Annotated in this window: 18 protein-coding genes; 5 read left to right on the plus strand and 13 right to left on the minus strand. The window is 41.5% G+C overall.

Annotated features, from left to right (window positions below):
- Positions 1-18: 18 nt before the first annotated feature.
- Together serC and CHU92_RS13850 are read left to right on the plus strand one after the other, a co-directional pair.
- Positions 19-1,089 carry a 3-phosphoserine/phosphohydroxythreonine transaminase gene (serC, locus tag CHU92_RS13845; protein WP_094416570.1) on the plus strand — a complete coding sequence of 357 codons (1,071 nt, stop codon included), beginning with the start codon at positions 19-21 and terminating at the stop codon, positions 1,087-1,089.
- Between the two features lie 21 nt (positions 1,090-1,110).
- On the plus strand, positions 1,111-2,073 hold the full coding sequence (locus CHU92_RS13850) for a D-2-hydroxyacid dehydrogenase (protein WP_094416572.1): 963 nt from the start codon (positions 1,111-1,113) through the stop codon (positions 2,071-2,073).
- 668 nt (positions 2,074-2,741) lie between these two features.
- Here the strand turns inward: CHU92_RS13850 and CHU92_RS16065 are convergent.
- Genes CHU92_RS16065 through CHU92_RS13870 form a run of 3 tightly spaced genes read right to left on the minus strand, consistent with a single transcriptional unit; the run spans position 2,742 to position 5,212 of the window.
- On the minus strand, positions 2,742-3,716 hold the full coding sequence (locus CHU92_RS16065; protein WP_207759854.1) for an RHS repeat-associated core domain-containing protein: 975 nt from the start codon (positions 3,714-3,716) through the stop codon (positions 2,742-2,744).
- A complete protein-coding gene (locus CHU92_RS13865; RefSeq protein ID WP_094416576.1) occupies positions 3,662-4,408 on the minus strand; it encodes a M48 family metallopeptidase in 747 nt (248 codons plus the stop codon). Before CHU92_RS13865 ends, CHU92_RS16065 begins: the two co-directional genes overlap by 55 nt.
- A gap of 15 nt (positions 4,409-4,423) precedes the next feature.
- The gene (locus CHU92_RS13870) at positions 4,424-5,212 is read right to left on the minus strand and encodes a TrmH family RNA methyltransferase (protein ID WP_094416577.1); all 789 of its coding nucleotides are present in this window, start codon (positions 5,210-5,212) and stop codon (positions 4,424-4,426) included.
- Between the two features lie 282 nt (positions 5,213-5,494).
- On the opposite strand from CHU92_RS13870, the gene CHU92_RS13875 reads away from it, so the two are divergent.
- A complete protein-coding gene (locus CHU92_RS13875; RefSeq protein WP_094416579.1) occupies positions 5,495-6,052 on the plus strand; it encodes a CIA30 family protein in 558 nt (185 codons plus the stop codon).
- A gap of 175 nt (positions 6,053-6,227) precedes the next feature.
- On the opposite strand, the gene CHU92_RS13880 is transcribed toward CHU92_RS13875, so the two are convergent.
- The 7 genes from CHU92_RS13880 to CHU92_RS13915 all read right to left on the minus strand — a co-directional run bounded on the left by CHU92_RS13880 (position 6,228) and on the right by CHU92_RS13915 (position 13,423).
- Positions 6,228-6,803, minus strand: a complete 576-nt coding sequence (locus tag CHU92_RS13880) for a hypothetical protein (RefSeq protein WP_094416581.1) — start codon at positions 6,801-6,803, stop codon at positions 6,228-6,230.
- A gap of 400 nt (positions 6,804-7,203) precedes the next feature.
- The gene (locus CHU92_RS13890) at positions 7,204-8,535 is read right to left on the minus strand and encodes a DUF58 domain-containing protein (RefSeq protein ID WP_094416585.1); all 1,332 of its coding nucleotides are present in this window, start codon (positions 8,533-8,535) and stop codon (positions 7,204-7,206) included.
- Positions 8,535-9,566 (minus strand): AAA family ATPase, encoded by a 1,032-nt coding sequence (locus tag CHU92_RS13895; RefSeq protein ID WP_094416587.1) that lies wholly within the window; start codon positions 9,564-9,566, stop codon positions 8,535-8,537. Before CHU92_RS13895 ends, CHU92_RS13890 begins: the two co-directional genes overlap by 1 nt.
- A complete protein-coding gene (locus tag CHU92_RS13900) occupies positions 9,563-10,747 on the minus strand; it encodes a DUF4350 domain-containing protein (protein ID WP_094416589.1) in 1,185 nt (394 codons plus the stop codon). Before CHU92_RS13900 ends, CHU92_RS13895 begins: the two co-directional genes overlap by 4 nt.
- 1 nt (position 10,748) lies before the next feature.
- Positions 10,749-11,537 (minus strand): DUF4129 domain-containing protein, encoded by a 789-nt coding sequence (locus CHU92_RS13905; protein WP_129583099.1) that lies wholly within the window; start codon positions 11,535-11,537, stop codon positions 10,749-10,751.
- Positions 11,530-12,465, minus strand: coding sequence for a hypothetical protein (locus CHU92_RS13910; RefSeq protein WP_094416593.1), 936 nt, complete (start codon positions 12,463-12,465; stop codon positions 11,530-11,532). The genes CHU92_RS13905 and CHU92_RS13910 overlap by 8 nt, the downstream gene beginning before the upstream one ends.
- Positions 12,449-13,423, minus strand: coding sequence for a stage II sporulation protein M (locus CHU92_RS13915; protein WP_094416595.1), 975 nt, complete (start codon positions 13,421-13,423; stop codon positions 12,449-12,451). The genes CHU92_RS13910 and CHU92_RS13915 overlap by 17 nt, the downstream gene beginning before the upstream one ends.
- 21 nt (positions 13,424-13,444) lie before the next feature.
- Here CHU92_RS13915 and CHU92_RS13920 point away from each other — a divergent pair, with 21 nt between their 5' ends.
- Together CHU92_RS13920 and CHU92_RS13925 are read left to right on the plus strand one after the other, a co-directional pair.
- Entirely contained in the window at positions 13,445-14,188 is a 744-nt protein-coding gene (locus tag CHU92_RS13920; protein WP_094416597.1) for an RDD family protein, read from the plus strand.
- Positions 14,188-14,787: a trimeric intracellular cation channel family protein gene (locus tag CHU92_RS13925; RefSeq protein ID WP_094416599.1), complete on the plus strand. Its 600-nt coding sequence runs from the start codon at positions 14,188-14,190 to the stop codon at positions 14,785-14,787. The genes CHU92_RS13920 and CHU92_RS13925 overlap by 1 nt, the downstream gene beginning before the upstream one ends.
- Positions 14,788-14,820: 33 nt before the next feature.
- Here CHU92_RS13925 and CHU92_RS16200 read toward each other — a convergent pair whose 3' ends face one another.
- The 3 genes from CHU92_RS16200 to CHU92_RS13940 are packed head-to-tail and all read right to left on the minus strand — an operon-like array spanning position 14,821 to position 17,906.
- The gene (locus tag CHU92_RS16200) at positions 14,821-15,741 is read right to left on the minus strand and encodes a MutS-related protein (RefSeq protein WP_317044704.1); all 921 of its coding nucleotides are present in this window, start codon (positions 15,739-15,741) and stop codon (positions 14,821-14,823) included.
- Positions 15,698-16,093 (minus strand): hypothetical protein, encoded by a 396-nt coding sequence (locus tag CHU92_RS13935; protein WP_094416603.1) that lies wholly within the window; start codon positions 16,091-16,093, stop codon positions 15,698-15,700. The genes CHU92_RS16200 and CHU92_RS13935 overlap by 44 nt, the downstream gene beginning before the upstream one ends.
- A 4-nt stretch (positions 16,094-16,097) precedes the next feature.
- A complete protein-coding gene (locus CHU92_RS13940; RefSeq protein WP_243389612.1) occupies positions 16,098-17,906 on the minus strand; it encodes a T9SS type B sorting domain-containing protein in 1,809 nt (602 codons plus the stop codon).
- Between the last annotated feature and the right edge of the window lie 52 nt (positions 17,907-17,958).

Raw genomic sequence — 17,958 nt, forward strand, 5'->3', positions numbered from 1 at the left:
CGCATAAATTCAGGTTACATGAAGAAGCATAATTTTAGCGCAGGCCCTTCAATACTTCCCCGGGAAGTTTTTGAAAAAGCAGCGCAGGCCGTACTGGACTTCAACGGGTCAGGCTTGTCAATACTTGAAATATCACACCGGAGCAAAGATTTTGTTGCCGTAATGGAAGAAGCCCGTACACTGGCGCTTGAGCTTTTAGGGCTTACCGGAAAAGGATACCAGGCACTGTTCCTTTCCGGGGGGGCAAGCATGGAATTTGTAAGGGTGCCTTATAACCTTATGACGCACTTAGGGAAAGCTGCTTACCTCGACACCGGGACATGGGCAGCGGGTGCTATTAAAGAAGCTAAAAATTTTGGCGAAACAGTTATAGCAGCTTCTTCAAAGGCTGATAATTATACGTATATACCAAAAGAATATACTATTCCTGCTGATGCCGGTTATTTCCACTGCACCAGCAACAATACCATATTCGGGACACAAATGCATGAATTTCCCGAAACAGGTGTCCCTGTTGTTTGTGACATGAGTTCGGATATATTTTCACGGGCGCTTGATTTTTCAAAGTTCAGCCTCATATATGCAGGCGCCCAGAAAAACATGGGGCCCGCTGGTACCACCCTCATAGTAGTTAAGGAAGATATACTGGGGAAAACGGGCCGTGTTATACCGGCAATACTTGACTACAGGCAGCACATTGAAAAAGAGAGCATGTACAACACTCCCTCGGTATTTGCGGTATACACGTCCTACTTAACCCTGCAATGGCTTAAAGAAAACGGGGGTATTGCCGAAATAGAAAAGAGGAATACCGCAAAGGCCGAGCTGCTGTACAGCGAGATAGACCGTAACCCGCTGTTTACAGGTACGGCAAGGGCTGAAGACCGCTCCAAAATGAATGCTACATTCCTGCTGGAAGACGAATCGCATACGGAAAAGTTTGATAAGCTGTGGAAGGCGGCAGGTATCAGCGGGCTTAACGGCCACAGGTCGGTGGGCGGCTACAGGGCATCAATGTATAATGCTATGCCCCTTGAAAGTGTGCAGGTACTTGTAGAAGTAATGAAGGAACTGGAACAATCCGTTTAACCGGAACTGAAATAAAAAAGGATAAAAGTATTAGCCAATGACGGAATTTCTAAAAGCGGGATAAAAGCGCTTGAAGAACATGGATTTGAAGTAATAACCACCAAAGTAGCCCAGGAGCAGGTGGCAAATTATATCAACTCAAATAACATAAGCGTACTGTTGGTGCGTAGCGCCACAAAGGTAAAAAAAGACATTATTAACGCCTGCCCCGGATTAAAGATTATAGGCCGCGGAGGTGTAGGCATGGACAATATTGATGTAGAGTATGCCCGCGAAAAAGGCATCCATGTGATCAGTACGCCTGCCTCGTCATCGGACTCGGTGGCGGAGCTTGTTTTTGCGCACCTTTTTACGGGAGCACGTTTCCTGTATGATTCTAACAGGATAATGCCGCTGGAAGGCGACACCAATTTTGAAGGGCTTAAAAAGGCTTATGCCAGTGGCACAGAACTCAGGGGTAAAACACTGGGCATCATAGGGTTTGGCAAAATTGGCCGCTCTGTGGCAAGGATAGCCCTTGGATTAGGGATGCGTGTTATAGCCTCAGATAAATTTGTGGGCAACGCTGAAATAAGGGTTGATTTTTACAACGGGCAGTTTATTAATGTTGAGATTGTAACCGAGCCGATTGAGGACATATTTAAGCATGCTGATTTCATTACGCTGCATGTACCGGCACAGGACGGTTATGTTATAGGCAGCGAGGAACTGAAGGCAATGAAAGACGGCGTAGGCATTATCAACGCCTCCCGCGGCGGGGTTATTGATGAAGTAGCGCTTATTGAGGCACTTGATTCAGGTAAGGTAGCTTTTGCCGGGCTTGATGTTTTTGAAGAAGAACCCACACCGGCCATACAGGTACTGATGCATCCCAAGGTATCGCTCACACCCCATATAGGAGCAGCCACCCTTGAGGCACAGGACAGGATAGGCACTGAACTGGCGGAACAGATCATTAGCCTGCTGAAAACAGAGAATAATTAGCACTAGAGGTTTTTGCTATTGTAGGGGTTGAGTTACGGCCATGGTTATAGCCTGCAGGTATTCCTGCTGTTTTGGTTTTAGCCCTGATGGGAGCGGCATCCTCCCCGCCGCCCGCTTTCGCGGCGGGGAGATAGAGTGGACAGCAGGACAAGGCTTCCAGGGAAGCGGTGGATGGCTGCTCCTGAAGAGAATGATAAGCTTTGTGATGTTTTACCCTGATATTTCTTNACTAGAATTGTACAAATATAAATTCATACCATCATCTCTTAAAGTAATAATTTCCATCCCTGTTTCATAAATAAAATCCCAGCAATTTAGAATATTAATAGCATCATTACCCTTAAGCTCATTTAGAACAATAATCAAATTGCCTAGATAAAAATCTTGCTCTAAAATCAAATTTTGGATACTTTCTTCGTTTAAAATAACATTATTTACAAATGCACCTTTTTTTCCATTAGATTTTACATCTATAAAATTTTTGTAGCTATAGATGAGAGAATTTCTATTAGGTTTTAGTTCAAATAATGAACATTTATTTTTATCTAAGTAATTAAGAATAAATTTGACAATCATCTTTTGCCATAAATAGCGTTCTTCCATTGTATAATTCAAAGAAAGTTCAGCTTTTAGAATAACATATTTAGTTTTTATTACTTTCATAGTTTCTATTTTATTTTATTGATTACTTCTTTAGCTCCTTCTTCGGCTAACCAAGCGCCTCCAAATGAACCTGCAATTCCACCTACAATTCCACCTACAATACCTCCTATAGCTGCACCAGGAACAGCCCCTATTCCGCCAGCAAAAGCGCCTACACCGCCACCTATACTTGCTCCTACTTCAGCACCAATTGCTCCACCAGCAGCAGCTCCTGCCCAACCACCTGCTACACTTGCACTTGTTACAATAGTATTATCTCCAATAGTACCTCCATCCTCATTTATTGCGTTACCAATTCTAGCCACATCTGTTACTATTGCTATAGGCTTAGCAACTTTGCTCAATGCATCTAATGTTTTACCAGTACCATTTAAAACTTTGGCAGTAGTTGGTGAAATGGGCGTATGAGGGTCAGGTAACCCTGTTAATTCTGGATTAAAATTTAAATGATGTGTTTGAACTCTACCATGAGGTTTATCTACTCTAATTACATCTTTACCAACAGGTTTACCATTTCTGACAGCTCCCGCTTTTGTATCTCTAATACCAGTTAAAGTAGAGCCTCTCGCAGGCTCAAGTTGATAACGTTGTCTTGTCCCAAAATGCATGCCTCTACCTATATTTCCACCTGCCCGTGGAATTGCATCATTCCTAATAGGTGCTGATTCTCTAAGCACAATTCGTTTATTTAAATCATGCGAATTTTCTAAACCTTCAACTTCTTGCGCATGTACAGGTTGATTTGATGCAAACTGATAAGGTGTATAATCCTCATATTCTTCCGCCAACGGGTCAATGCTCATAAACCTGCCAATGGCATAGTCGTAATTACGCCATTTAAAGCTATCCCAGTTAAGCCCCAACTCGTCTTGACGTTCCTGCCCTTGGTACTTATACTTATATATCCCTTGCTCATAGGACGGGTTCAGCGATACCACCCCATAATTAGCCTNATACGATATACTTTTTGAAGTACCCATTGTATGGCCTGTACTATTTTTATACTGCCTAAAAGCGGGAATGAAATCCAGCCGTTAAGATTTGCCAACTTCGATACAAAGTTGTTGTAGCTTTCGTTGTCATACAGCATGTTGTGTATTATATAGTTTACGTTGTACACGTAGCTGCCTACCTTCATGCTCCGTTGTGAAAAATGCCCAAATTCGTGTGCAATAATTCCCTTGAACTCATCAACAGTTACAGAATTCATTAACCCTAAGCCAATATGCAGGTTTTTACGAACAGGCAGGAACATGCTCCAAAAGCTGGAGTTATAAAATACGGACGCATTTACTTCAGACGACAGGTATACTTTTCTGGGAAACTGAGTACCTGCTTCCTGAACCACATCATGAATCAGCGCAAATAGTTCCGGTTGATCTTCTTCATTTATCTCAAGGTAGTTTGACAGGTCTGTTTTATTCCTTGTGAAGATAAATTTTATCAGGAAAAAAAGGGTGAGCACGCCTACTGCCGCAATACCGAGCCCCAACATTAATGTAACAAAATGTGCTTTAAATGATACAAGCATAATAGCACCATAGCCACATAAAACGGTGAGGCCTACAGCCAGCGCAAAGAGTGCCAGGTAGGTAACTACAAATAATATGATTGAAAAAATTGCTTTAGTTGCTTTCTGTTTAAATTCGGGTGTAACTGTAATGTTTTCCATAGATATAGGGCACTATTAAAATCCTCTTTGCCTTTTGGCTTCAAAAATAAGTATGGCAGCGGCTACCGAAACATTCATGGAGTCGATTTCGCCGTGCATGGGTATAATGATATTTTTTGTTGATGTTTCGCGCCACGTGTCAGATAATCCGGTGGCTTCGGTGCCAACCACCAGCGCGGTGGGTGTGGTATAATCCCGGGTGTGGTATGGTGTAGAGTCCTGCAGCGTGGCACAATAAATGCTGATGTTGCAATCTTTAAGGAAGGCTATAACCTCATCGGTACTGCCGGTAGCTATGTTATTTGTAAACAGGCAGCCCACACTGGAACGTACAATATTAGGGTTATACATATCGCTCCTGGGGTTGGCAATAATAACAGCATCAAGGTTGGCGGCATCGGCAGTGCGGAGGAGCGCCCCGATGTTCCCCGGCTTTTCCGGCGCTTCGGCTACCAATATCAGCGGGTTTTCTCGCAGTTGCAAATCGGCCAGTTCCAGGCTTTTACTGCGGGCTATGGCTATTATGCCTTCGGTAGTATCCCGGTAGGCCAGCTTTTGGTACACCTCTTTATTTATTTCAATCAGTCCGGCATTGCGGCCTGCCAGGTGGCGCACCTCATTTTCGCTAAGCATTTCCGGCAGAAATAAAACAGTTTCTAAAATGTACCCACCTTTTTTTGCCAGCATTACCTCCCGCTGCCCCTCAATCAGGAATGTGCCGCTTTGCCTGCGGGCCTTAGCCTTTTCCTGCAACTGCACAAGTTGCTTAATTAGCGGGTTCTGCGGGCTGGTGATGAGTTTCAATGGTTGCGGGTTATTGGTTTTGGCATCAAAAATAATGAATTTTCATTGTTTGCATATTTTTAGTTCTTGAAGGAATCCGGTGTGAAAACCTAAATTTTATTCTCAAATGAACTTTTGCATATTTAGACAGTATAAGGTATGCTGAAAACTTCTATTAATATTTGGTTTATAATCAGTAATTGTAGCTTATTCGTACTTATATTTGAATTATGGATGAGATTTCTTCAAAAATTTGCGATGTAATTTCGCTTAACGGCCTTATAATATCTTTTTGGAGTATTGATGTATAAAGGCTACAGGGAGAAGGCAGCATTATTTTTTGGTCTTTTTATACTAACCTATTGTGGCAGCGCGTTCCAGTACACGTTACTCAATTATTTTTATTTTCCCATAGATTTTTCCTGCTTTCCTCTTAGTCTTTTCCTGTTGTTTGTAAAGAAAATTTCGGGAACTTACCGCAATAGTGATATTGCATACCTGATTCCGGGTGCCTTAGATATAATAATTTCTGTATTGATGCCATTCAATCCTGAAAAACAAGGGATTACAGGCGCTACAATGGCTTATTTAGGGCTGTCTTTGTATGCGTTTTCTTTTCAGTCAAGCCGCGACTGGACAAAGCCTGTTTATAAAATTGATTTCAAGCCTAAGAAGGCTAATCAGTGGGAAGAGGTAGAACTTGATTTAAATACGCTTTATGAAGAAGTAGTAGGGGAAAAGACAGGTGCGGCAGTTACAAAAAAAGTACTTTCTGATGTAGCACGCGTAGGGATTATTACAAATGAAAAAAGGGAAGGTAAATTCCAGCTGGATGTAGCCGAAATAGAGTTTTTAAATTAATTCAGACGTGTTATCCAGGTACAACTGTATGTAAATAGGTGTTAAACTCCCTATTTGGCATATAAGTATCTTTTTTTAAATAAGTTGTAATTTTCTTGAACCTATTCAAAAATTAAAAGTCGAATTTATAAAGCTACTTTATATGAGTAGCTTTATAAATTCTAATTATCAGATATTATTTTGAAAACTGTTGCTGCATGCCAAAATTTCTTTGTGCGAGGAGCAATTCTGTTTCTTTTTCCTTCTTTTCATCAGGCGTATGCCACTTTATTTCCCGGATTACCTGTATGTTTTTATCTTTAAAGCGGTTTGATAAATTCATTTTTTCAGTTTTATCAATGCTGTTTACCGATAAAAGTAGTGTGTAGAAGCTGTTGAAGTGCGGCAGGTTATTTTCCATCTCCATCTGCTGGCTGATTAAGAACATTTTTTGTTCTTCATTTCCCTCGTTAAGTGCCTTTCTGTTTAATTTAATAAACCATATATTCTTAAGGTTGGTATCAAAGTCCTGTCCTTGGGATTTGCTTATATCCTGTTTGTACAATTCCAGCATGTCTGCCAGAGTGAGGGTATTAGCTTTTTGGAGTGTAGTAAAAACATTCAATCCTGGGGGGATTTCGCCTTTTACCCTTCCCGTTGCTGCACTTATTTTGGCAGTTGAAGTTTCATTATTAATAACTGTCTCCTTATCCTCTGAGCAGCCAAAAGCCAGTAAAGCTGAAATGGCTATGACAATAATATTTTTTTTCATGATAATAAAGGTTTAATTGTTAAGCTGCACCACCACTGCAACAATCTTTTTGTGCATCGTTATAATTCTCATATTCCTGAGCTGATGTTAATGTGTATGTACCATTTCCATTATCTCCAGGTTAAAGACACAGCTGGCAGAGCACGATTTACCGTACCAGGTGTACAACAGTTGGATCCTCCTCGTTTTGGGTCATCAACTGAATATTCAATAGTTGACCCAGATGACATACTACCACAGGCACACCTTTCTATATTTGCTGTAAAGCAGACTTTTATAAAAATAATTTAATAGTTGAAATTTGGAATTTATGTAAAATTGTAAAATATATTGTTAAAGTAAAGTTAAATATTTAATTTTTTGGGGTGCTGATCATAAGGCCATTAGATTAGGAGGCAAATTACAATATCCCCCTCGCCTTAATCTCCAGGTATTTATTGATGCTGTCAATAGTTAGGTTTTCAGGCTGGGTAAGTACCGAGTAGATGCCATACTTTTTAAGCTCATTCACTATCAGGCGCTTTTCAAAAGCAAACTTTTCTGCAATAACCTTATCATACACTTCCTGTATATTGCGTGCCTTGTTGTACATCATTTCTTTTAGTTCGGTATTTTCAAAGAAAACCACAACCAGCAGGTGGCTTTTGGCAATGCCTTTCAGGTAGGGCAGCTGGCGGTGCAGGCCATCGACGGTTTCAAAATTAGTGTAGAGCAATATCAGGCTACGCTGGTTGATGTTCTTCTTTATGTCGGCATACAGTCGGCCGAAGTCGCTCTCAAAAAAGTTGGTGTTTACATTATACAGCGTTTCCAGCACTTTCTGCATCTGGCCGGAGCGCCTTTCGGCAGCCACACGGTTCTCTACTTTTTTAGAGAAGGCAAACATACCGGCCTTATCCCCTTTTTTAAGTATAACGTTTGAAAGCACTAAGGTTGAATTTATGGCATAATCAAGCAGGCTGAGCCCTTCAAAAGGCATTTTCATTACACGTCCCTTATCAATAGCCATATATACGTTTTGTGAGCGCTCGTCCTGGAACTGGTTCACCATAAGCTGGTTCTTTTTAGCAGTGGCTTTCCAGTTTATTGTACGTATGTCATCGCCCTGTATATACTCTTTTATCTGCTCAAATTCCATAGTGTGGCCTATACGGCGTATCTTTTTCAGCCCATACTGGAACAGCCTGTTTGAAAATGCAACCAGGTCATATTTCCTCAGCTGGATGTAGCTTGGGTACACCGGCACCATTTGCCCTTCGCCAAAAATATAGCGGCGCGATACCAGGCGCAGGGGAGAGGATACATAAATATTCAGCTTGCCGAAGAAGTACTCGCCGCGTTCGGTTGGGCGCAGCGTATATTCAAAATTGTCGGCCGCACCTGCTGCCACTTTCCGGCTGATCCCGAAATTGCGCAGCTGGAACTGGAAAGGTATCTCGTCAATAACTTTTACATTAACGGCAAACGGGTAGGTGCTCTGCATTTTAACCAGTACGGCATTGTCATCGCCGTTACTCAGTTTTTCAGGCGTATGCCTTGATGCTGTTAACTTTGCGCCACCGGCAAAAAGCAGCAATATATCTATTGCCGTAAAGGCGGCATATACATACACAAGCAGCCATACCGCTTTATACAGCGCAGGGAATACATACGAAAGTACAAAGCATACCATGATGCCTATAAGCACATAGAAAAAGAAATTATTGAGGTATATTTTTTTAAACCACTTCATTAACGCGGTATTTCAACAGTGTCTATTATCTGCCTTATTATTTCGGGGCTGGTAAGCCCTTCCATTTCACGTTCAGGCGCTACTACTACCCTGTGCTGCAGGACAGGCACAGCAGCTTCCTTAATGTCTTCAGGTGTTACAAAATCACGCCCCCTGAGTGCTGCGTAGCCTTTAGCCGCATTTAGTATAGCAATAGAGGCGCGCGGCGAAGCGCCCAGGTAAAGGAACGCATTATCCCTGGTGTTGGTAACTATCTTGGCAATGTACTCTATAAGTTGTGGCTCTATAACAATGTGCTTTACAATACCCTGGTATTTTATTATATCGGCCTGTGAGAGTACCTGCTTTATATTCTCCAGCTTATCACGCTCCTGAAGGGCATTTTCACGCTGTAGTATAGCGATTTCCTCATCAAGCTTAGGATAGTCGATAGTTATTTTGAACAGGAAACGGTCAAGCTGCGCTTCCGGCAGGCGATATGTCCCTTCCTGCTCAACAGGGTTTTGTGTGGCAATAACCAGGAAAGGCGCTTCCATGGCGTGCGTTTTGCCCTCAACGGTTATCTGGCGTTCTTCCATAACCTCAAACAATGCTGCCTGTGTTTTGGCAGGTGCGCGGTTTATCTCGTCAATCAGTATAAAATTAGAGAATACCGGCCCTTTTTTAAAGTCAAATGCCGATTTGGAAAGGTCGAATACCGATGTACCCAGAATATCCGAAGGCATCAGGTCAGGCGTAAACTGAATCCTGCTGAAACCGAGTGAAAGTGTTTTGGAGAGAAGTTTTGCCGTTATGGTCTTGGCCACGCCGGGTACGCCTTCGAGCAGCACATGCCCGTTGCTCAAAATTGCCACCAGCAGCTGGTCAATCATTTTTTGCTGTCCCACAATCACATTGCTTATTTCGTGCTTAACGGCATCAATGCTCTGCTGCAGGCCGGTCAGGTCGATCCTTGACTGGAAGTTGATACTTTCATTTTCTGCATTGTCCTTTTGCAGGTTTATGTTGTTGTTCTCAAAATTATCTGTCATAACATTAAGTTTTCTATTGCTTTATTTATTTCTATTACATCGGCTTCAGTGCTGTCAAACTTGTGCCGGTATACTTTTATTATCCTTACCAGGTTCCTTATATCTTCTATCGGCTTACCTGTTTTAAGATGCAGTTTCTCTATAAACTCATCATCAAGGGCGTAGGTATCTATAAGGTATTCATTCCTTATTTTTTCAAGGAAATAAATAATCTTTTTGTCAATAATAGTGTGGTGGTTGCCTTCCTGGTAGTACAGGTTGCCTATGGTTTTAGTAAAATCAACTGTAGTGTTGCGCACCGGGGGTATTTCGGGTACAATGCGCTGCTTCCTTTTGGCATTAAAGAATATAAATATTACCAGCCCTATAAGACCGAAATATAAGGCCCACTTAAGTCCGGGCTGCTTAATGATGTAGCGCAGGGGAGACGAAGATACACCGGTAATCTTTTCACTGTACCAGTATATAGTCCCCGGCTTTATATATGACAGTAATTTTTCGGTGTACTGGTAATGGTTGCCTTTTAGCAGATGGAAATTACTGAACACCGCGGGCTGGGTGTGGAGCAGGAAACTGCCATTGCCGAAAGGCGCCTTGATAAAGTTAGCCCGCTGTTGTTTATTTACTTCCTGGTAGCCCAGGGTTTTGGCATATTGGTTATTAATGCTGTCAAAATAGGTAAAGCCCATACCCTCATTAAAGTAGTACTTTTGCCTGGCAGCACCATCAGCAGTAATGTACATGGGAATGGAATCAATCCTGGCAAATTCCATGTTTACAGTCACCTGCAGCGTATCGAGCAGTTCCTCGGGGAAATCTTTCATGCTGAGCAGAACTGTGTTTCCATGCTCAGCGAAATACAGCAGTTCCTTAACAGATTCTTTGTCAAGGTTAGCCGATTCATTGATGTGCAGGAACGTTCCGCTTATTTTATAGTTGCTTGTACTATGGTCATACTGTTCGTCAAGAAACTCATAAGGTGTTACGGTTATACGCTTAATATTATTGCCGGTCAGCCCCTTCAGTTCCCTGTCCAGTACATAAAGCCCCAGGGGGTACTTATCTTTTGGCAGGTAGGTGGGTGTCCAGTTTATGGGTTTTGGCTTGCTGGCATCAATAAAAATAATAAGCCCTACAATCATGCCCAGGAGTACTATGTAAAATATTAGCTTCCGGTTCATACTACAGCGTATTAATAGTTTTTAAAAATGCTTTTTCAGCCTTGCCGAAAGCCAGTTCATTAATAGGGAACTCGCCGTACCAGCTGTAATCGTACAGGTATGAAAGATACTCAAAATCTTTCCTGAGCCCCGCATCCTTTATTTCATACCGGTAGTCAGTATTGGTCTTGTCCCAGTGCCAGTCGATAATTTCGCGGTTAGAGAGTTTTTTAAGCAGCCAAAGGTAATAATACCGAACGCCGAGGCGGTAGTCCTGTTTTTGTTTTGTGCTCTCTATCAGCTGCCTGAAATCCATCTGGTGGATGTCTCCTTCTGTTACATTTTGTACAGATATCTTTTTGCCCGATCTGCCAAATATCCTGAAGCTGCCTTCTTTGTTTACAATAGCTTTTACTATCAGGTAAACTACAAAAAGCAGCAAAAGCCCCAGCAATATCCTTACAATAATGGCATAGGCGGGGGTATTGGTGGCACTATTGCCAAATGAAAAAATATCGTTTAATACTTTACTGAGCCAATCCAGGAAGCGTTGCCAGTTCGTTTTAGCCTGTGGTTTCAGTTCGTAAATAAATTCCTCTCCTTTATATTTGGTTTTAAAGCCGCTTTCGAACCTCTTCGGGGTATAAGCAACCAGAGTATCTGAAGGTACAGTGGCGTTGGCCGACTTGTCTTCAGTGAGGAAATTTACTGTGGCAGTAGTGTCGGCATCAATAATCATATTTCCGCTGTCCTGTGCGGTAATTAACGCCGGGGCAAAAAATAGCAATATGTAAACGGGTAGCTTATTCACTGTCGCTGCCTATTAGGTCAATTTCTGATTTGGCAGAATGATTCTCATTTTCTTCCCGGTAACTGTAGTATATCATGCCCTGGTTGATGTAAATAAGGTTACCCAGTACATAATTGCTTATAGTTGTAATAATAAAGGTTATCAGCGCTACAATGCCCATAAATGAAAGTACTTCCTCCTGTGTCTGGCCTTCGGTGTCAGTGAAGATTGAGGCCATGCCAAAAATATGCGGGATCAGCGATATTACCAGCTGCACTATGTATATGATGATGGCAAATATAACCGTTGAGCCTGCATGGGTCCAGAATTTTGATGAAACTATGGTCAGCCCTTTACCAAAAGATGTAAAATAGCCTTCGCCAGAATTGAGGTAATGGTAGAATGATAAAGTCATCCAGCTGAAAACCGCTGCCAGTATGATAAAAGCAAAAGGAATCCCGATAATAAGCACAAATAAGAACACACATACAAAACCTACCAGTATAAATACAGGCAGGAAGCTGATAAACCAAAGCAGGGCGAAAAGTATTATTTTGCTAATGCTTTTTTTGAGCTCCTGTACTATCTGGGTTGTTGTAGGTTCATTATTGTCTTCATACAGCCTCATGTAAATAACGGGGTAGCTGTAGTTTATCATGGCAATTATGATGAACAGCAGCCCTATACCTATAATTGATGTAATAAAGAACGTGAGGTTGTTGCTGAAAAAATCTTCGATGATACGTTGTGAACCTGCAGTGCCGAAACCTGAAAGGGCGGCGTCAAAAAATACTTTTCCCGTAAAGTAGCCAAGCACTATAAGTACAAGCAGGAACGGGCTGTTTACAAGGACATAGTTCTTAAAATAGTTTTTACCGGTGATTTTTATGAAGCCGAAGGTATCGTTGAAAATATCGCTGAAATTACGTGTTTTAAATAGCTTGAACATCTTTAGTTTTTTTATTTACCTTATAAGGGTACACAAGGTAGTACCAGGCAATTAATGATAATGTAGAAAATATAATAAAAAGGTTTAATACAACAGGCATGTCAGGAGAGTAGCGGGTTACAAATCCTTCAAGTATACCCGAGGCAATTGTAAAAGGCATGGTGCTGAGCACTATTTTCAGGCTGTTTTTCAGGCCCTGTTTAAATGAGGCCATCCTTGAAAATGTTTTTGGGAACAGGATAGAAGCTCCAAGTATCAGCCCCGCACCGGCCTCAATAACCATGGCAAATATTTCCATACTGCCGTGTATCCATATACCGCGTACGCTTTCCCAAAAAACGTCTTTTTCATAAAAAAAATACTGGAACGAGCCAAGCATTATGGCATTTTGCATGAGCACCCATGCCGTGCCTATACCACCTGTAATACCAAGTATAAAGGAAAGTATGCCTACCCTGAGGTTGTTAAGGGTTATGGCAAAAGCGCTGCCCCAGTTGCTGCCGCTTTTGTAAACAGCTACGGGGTTGCCTTTTTCAATATTCTCAAGGGTCATATTAACGTAATGATCACCCATGATAAGCCTTGCAAAGTCGGTATCTTTTGAAGCCGACAGTACACCTATTGCCGTAAAGACAAAGAACAGCACAAAAGCGTAAAGCATGTACCTGCGGTAGCGGTACATTATAAGGGGCACTTCGGTTTTAAAGAGATACACCAGCCTGTTAGTTTCCTCACGTTTCGTTTTATATATTTTTTGATAGGTAGTCGCAGCCAGATAGTTAAGATAAACAACTGTTTTGCTTTTCGGGTAGTAGCTTTGAGCGTACGAGAGGTCGTTCACCAGGTGGATGTACAGGCTTGCCAGCTCATCAGGATTTTTTTTTGCTTTACCAAAAATAGCCTGCTCAAATTCAAGCCATTTTTCTTTATTTTGCTTAATAAATGCAACTTCTCTCATACAGAGGCTAAAATATAAAATATGTCAGAACTTTCTATAACTACTACCCAAAATGTTACGATAAATTTTAACACAGCGTCAGTAGGGGACCGGATACTTGCTTACCTTGTAGACCTTCTTATCATTACAGCTTATTATTTTACTATATATTACCTGATAATGAGTGTATTCGGCCTTAGCAGCTATGTAGAAAGGCTGGATGACTGGTCACAGTTTGCCATACAGGGTTTTATCTCTTTGCCTGTACTGTTTTATGCACTCTGGCAGGAAAATTTTTTCGAGGGTCAGACGGTAGGCAAAAAGATAATGAAGATAAAAGTGATAAAAATTGACGGCTACCAGGCCGGTTTCAGCGATTATGTCATCCGGTGGATGTTCCGGATCATTGAGGTGACACCGCCGCTTAGCTTTGTGGGGCTCATTGCCATGCTGGTAAACAACAAGACCCAGCGACTGGGCGATATTGCTGCCGGTACCGCCATAATTACACTTAAAAACAATATATCTATTGACCATACCATACTGAAGGAGATTGACCATAATTATGTGCCGGTATATCCGCTTGTTATAAAACTTACGGATAATGATATGCGGATTATAAAGGAAACCTATGAAACAAGCCTAAGGCAGGCTGACTTTGAGATGATAGCAAAGCTCCAGGCGAAGATAGAAAAAGTTACAGGCATTAAATCCGTATCGGCCAACGCCACTGCCTTTGTTGATACCGTTATTAATGATTATAATTACTACACCCGCAGTATGTAATGCTGTACATTATTGACATACTGGGTACTATGGCCTTTGCCATATCGGGCATGCTTACTGCCATGAATAAGCGCATGGACCCCTTTGGGGTATTTGTCATCGCTTTTGTTACGGCAGTGGGAGGGGGTACCCTGCGCGATGTACTTATTGGGCGGACGCCTGTTGGCTGGATGCAGGACCTCAACTATGTTTATATCATCATTTTTGGCTTTTTTGTGGCACTAATTTTCAGGAAAAAGCTAGATAAACTCCGTACATCTTTATTCCTGTTCGATACCATAGGCCTGGGAGTATTTACCCTTATAGGCATAAGGCGTGGTCTTATTGTGGGGCTCGACCCGGTTATCTGCGTAGCCCTTGGTACCATGACAGCCTGTTTTGGCGGGGTCATCCGTGATATATTGTGTAATGAGATACCTGTTATATTCCGAAAAGAAATTTACGCTACTATTTGTATATTCGGTGGGATTGTATTTTTTATATTACGCCGGCTGGGTTTTCCCGAAGACCTGCTTTACCTTGTAACCTCATTGCTCATTATTATCATCAGGCTTATGGCTGTAGTGTTTAAATGGTCCTTGCCACCATTGGAGAAATAATAATACTCTATTTGAACGAATAGAAATCGAATACTACTCAGCGGCAAGAATTTCATTTAATCCTTCCTTTTCAAACAATACCTTTCCAATCTTAATGTCAGTCCAGCCTTCTTTAAGTTGATAAGTAAAAGCGGGATTATTATCCTTTAAACTGCAATCAAGGTAATGGCATGCTATCTGCCCGGCTGTTATCTGTGGGATAGTAACCAACTGGTGCAGGTGGCTTGAAACTAAAAACATACTATTTTTATAGTTTAGCAATCCTTTCAGTGTTGTCTCACTTATTTCGAAAGCATCTTCTATATTGGTTCCCCTGAAAAGCTCATCAAATACAGCAAAGCATCTTGATGATTTTGCAGTAGTCACAACTTGTTTTAGATTAATGACTTCCGTCATAAAATGACTGTAGCCGCTTTGTAAATCATCATTAAGATTTATAAATACAAAAATGCTGTCATATTTTGGTATGGCTGCTTCTGCTGCCGGGACAGGAAAGCCTGCATTGGCAAGATAAACACAAATTCCCAAAGCTTTTAGAAGTGTTGATTTACCTGACATGTTAGGTCCGGTTAGTAATGTAACATTGGCTTCAGGATTAAAACAGTTTTTAACCGGCTCCTTTAGCAGCGGATGGTAAAAATCCTTTAAATGCAGTACATTATCAGTAATATCTGGAAAAGTAAATTTGTTTTTATAAGTACCCAGGCTGATAGAGATATAAGCTTCAAAAGTTGTATAAGCATCCTCAAATACTTTAATCCTGCCCTCATTGTAGTGTACTGATACAAGTTTTATAAACGCTACTATTGCCTTAATTTTAAATCCGCCTGACCAGATTAGCGCTTCAAAATAGTCAAGCCTCAGGAAATTAAAAAAATCATCCAGTTTTTTTATATCATCTTTATAAGTTTCAGGGAATGCAGCAATAGTAAGGTTTTTGATGTATAGGGTTATGCAGCCTGTGGTACAAAAGTATTACCTGTACACAACGGCTGCGGTACAGATAGTATCGTTTTTTATTTAGCAGCAACAGCGTAGATAGCCTTTTTGGAAGGTATTCTTTATCAGTATATCCTGACATGAATTGTGATACTTCACGATAATCTATCCTTGAGTAGGAGTACGATGTATACAAGCTGATATTAGTAAGGAAGCCTTTTACAATTTTCTGCCTTGTTATTATGGCATCTTTTGTATTTAAAGGTGTGAGTATAAATTTTTTTACTTTTATCCTTGCATCCTCATTCCAGGTAAAGTCAAAAAATGGCAGTATCTCTTTTTCAATATTTAAATCTTTTACCTGCATAGTTTTATTTCGTTACATACACCCATCCCACTATAGGCTTAGGATAATCAGGCTCGTTAAGTTCCAATACAAAATAGTAGGTTCCTGAGGGCACATTAGCATCAGCAGGGCCCACTTTTTCCTCATTGGCTATACCATCCCAATCCTGGGTAGCATTGTTTCCTGTCCATACCAGGTTGCCCCATCGGTTATAAATGCTCATTTTAAAATTCAGGAAAATATTGCGCAGGCCTTTTACAAAAAAAGTATCGTTAAGCCCGTCTCCGTTCGGGGTTACATAGTTGTATGTTTCCGGCGGGCAAAGCCTTGTATTCAGCAGGAAGGAGCCGATGGCATAGCAGCCGTTTTCCGCTTCCAGCCGTACCAAGATTTCTTTGGGGCTTGAGGTTGCCCTATAGTTTGATGGATCCAGAATTGGATTTGCTCCCTGGGTGGCATCTGCCGTATTTTCATAAAAGGTAACACTGTCTTCCGGGTTGTTTTTCAGGCTTTCAGAATATCCTGAAAAATCAAATGTACCCGCCCCGAAACCTTCGTTGCATGACAGGAGCGGCGGTATAGGGGGCAGCGTGGGCACGATTAATTTTGACAAATTCAGGGTGTAGGTATTATTGGTTTCATCGGTTTCTTTTATACTGGCCACACCGTTAAGGTTATCGGCAATTAGCTTCACTTCAAAGTTATCCTCCGTGTTCTCCGGCAAAGTTATAGTTATTGAGCCACTCTCGCTCCCGCCTACAGGCAATGGGGCTGTAGTGGTGAAATGAGTAATAAAAATACCGTCAACATAGACGGATACCGCCGTGCCGGCGGGAAGTACATCGGTACTGTTTACATTAAACACGGTATAATTAAGCTGTACCTGGCCTGAACCGCACTGCTGCCCCACATTGTTTACAGTCACCGTAGCGTCTGGCAGCTGGCTGTTTAGTTTAGTAAGGATGGTATTGATCATCACAAAGTCCTGCCCTGATTCTAAAGTTATTTCCGCGCTCAGGCTACCGATATTTATAAAGCCTTGTATATCATATACATCAAGATCCATGTTGTATAACGTATTTGAACCCGTGATACTGTTGGTGCCATTAAAAGCATTGGTTAAGGGATTGAGGGGAGGGTTTTGCAACGAGTTGCCGTTGATTTTGAGCCGCTCATTAATAGCCAGGTTGGCATCGCCTTCCCATGCTAAAAACCCGATTTTAGCACCGATGTTGTCTATAACATTAAGGCTTGATAAGGTTATATCTACCGAATTAGGTACAAATTCCAGCCCGTCATATAAATTAATCTGGTTAAGCGGAAAATTGTCATTTTTATAAATTACAATAATGGCCCATCCCCCAAAATTAGTGCTGTTATTGCAATAGATACGCGGTACTTGTGAAATAACAGGGTTTAAATCAAAATCCGATACCGTATAGGTACCATTACCGGTAGCCTGTACCTGTTGGGTAACATCGGCAAAGTTGCTGAAATACACCCTTGCAACATCAGTAGTATTAGTCACCAAAAATCCCCGTGTTGCTGAAATATCCTGCCCGTTTAGCTTAATAGTATCAACACCCGATCCTGAGCCTGCCCAGTAAAGGTATGCGGCTATTATGGTATCGCCCGGGCCAAGGTTAAGGTTTGCCGATGATGACGTATTTATGGTACAGGTGTTAATAATATTATTTTCGGTAGGGTTAAGTGTATTCCCTACAAAGGTAAAATCATACCGCCCGTTGAACTGTTGATATAAGCTTATGTCAACCTGGGCATGGCAGGCAGGCCCTAAAAAAATAAGCACCAGTAGTGGCATTATGTATTTCACGGCGATAATTTTTTTTAAAAATAATAAAAAATATGAACGGGTTTTACCACAT

It is taken from the genome of Flavobacterium cyanobacteriorum (assembly GCF_002251835.1).
GTDB classification, from domain to species: Bacteria; Bacteroidota; Bacteroidia; order Flavobacteriales; family Flavobacteriaceae; genus Flavobacterium; species Flavobacterium cyanobacteriorum.

Excerpts from the sequence above, each read along its gene's own strand:
- serC (WP_094416570.1), top strand. The coding sequence starts at position 19 with ATGAAGAAGCATAATTTTAGCGCAGGCCCTTCAATACTTCCCCGGGAA.
- CHU92_RS13875 (WP_094416579.1), top strand. The coding sequence starts at position 5,495 with ATGTATAAAGGCTACAGGGAGAAGGCAGCATTATTTTTTGGTCTTTTT.
- CHU92_RS13880 (WP_094416581.1), bottom strand. The coding sequence starts at position 6,803 with ATGAAAAAAAATATTATTGTCATAGCCATTTCAGCTTTACTGGCTTTT.
- CHU92_RS13890 (WP_094416585.1), bottom strand. The coding sequence starts at position 8,535 with ATGAAGTGGTTTAAAAAAATATACCTCAATAATTTCTTTTTCTATGTG.
- CHU92_RS13895 (WP_094416587.1), bottom strand. The coding sequence starts at position 9,566 with ATGACAGATAATTTTGAGAACAACAACATAAACCTGCAAAAGGACAAT.
- CHU92_RS13900 (WP_094416589.1), bottom strand. The coding sequence starts at position 10,747 with ATGAACCGGAAGCTAATATTTTACATAGTACTCCTGGGCATGATTGTA.
- CHU92_RS13910 (WP_094416593.1), bottom strand. The coding sequence starts at position 12,465 with ATGTTCAAGCTATTTAAAACACGTAATTTCAGCGATATTTTCAACGAT.
- CHU92_RS13915 (WP_094416595.1), bottom strand. The coding sequence starts at position 13,423 with ATGAGAGAAGTTGCATTTATTAAGCAAAATAAAGAAAAATGGCTTGAA.
- CHU92_RS13920 (WP_094416597.1), top strand. The coding sequence starts at position 13,445 with ATGTCAGAACTTTCTATAACTACTACCCAAAATGTTACGATAAATTTT.
- CHU92_RS13925 (WP_094416599.1), top strand. The coding sequence starts at position 14,188 with ATGCTGTACATTATTGACATACTGGGTACTATGGCCTTTGCCATATCG.
- CHU92_RS13935 (WP_094416603.1), bottom strand. The coding sequence starts at position 16,093 with ATGCAGGTAAAAGATTTAAATATTGAAAAAGAGATACTGCCATTTTTT.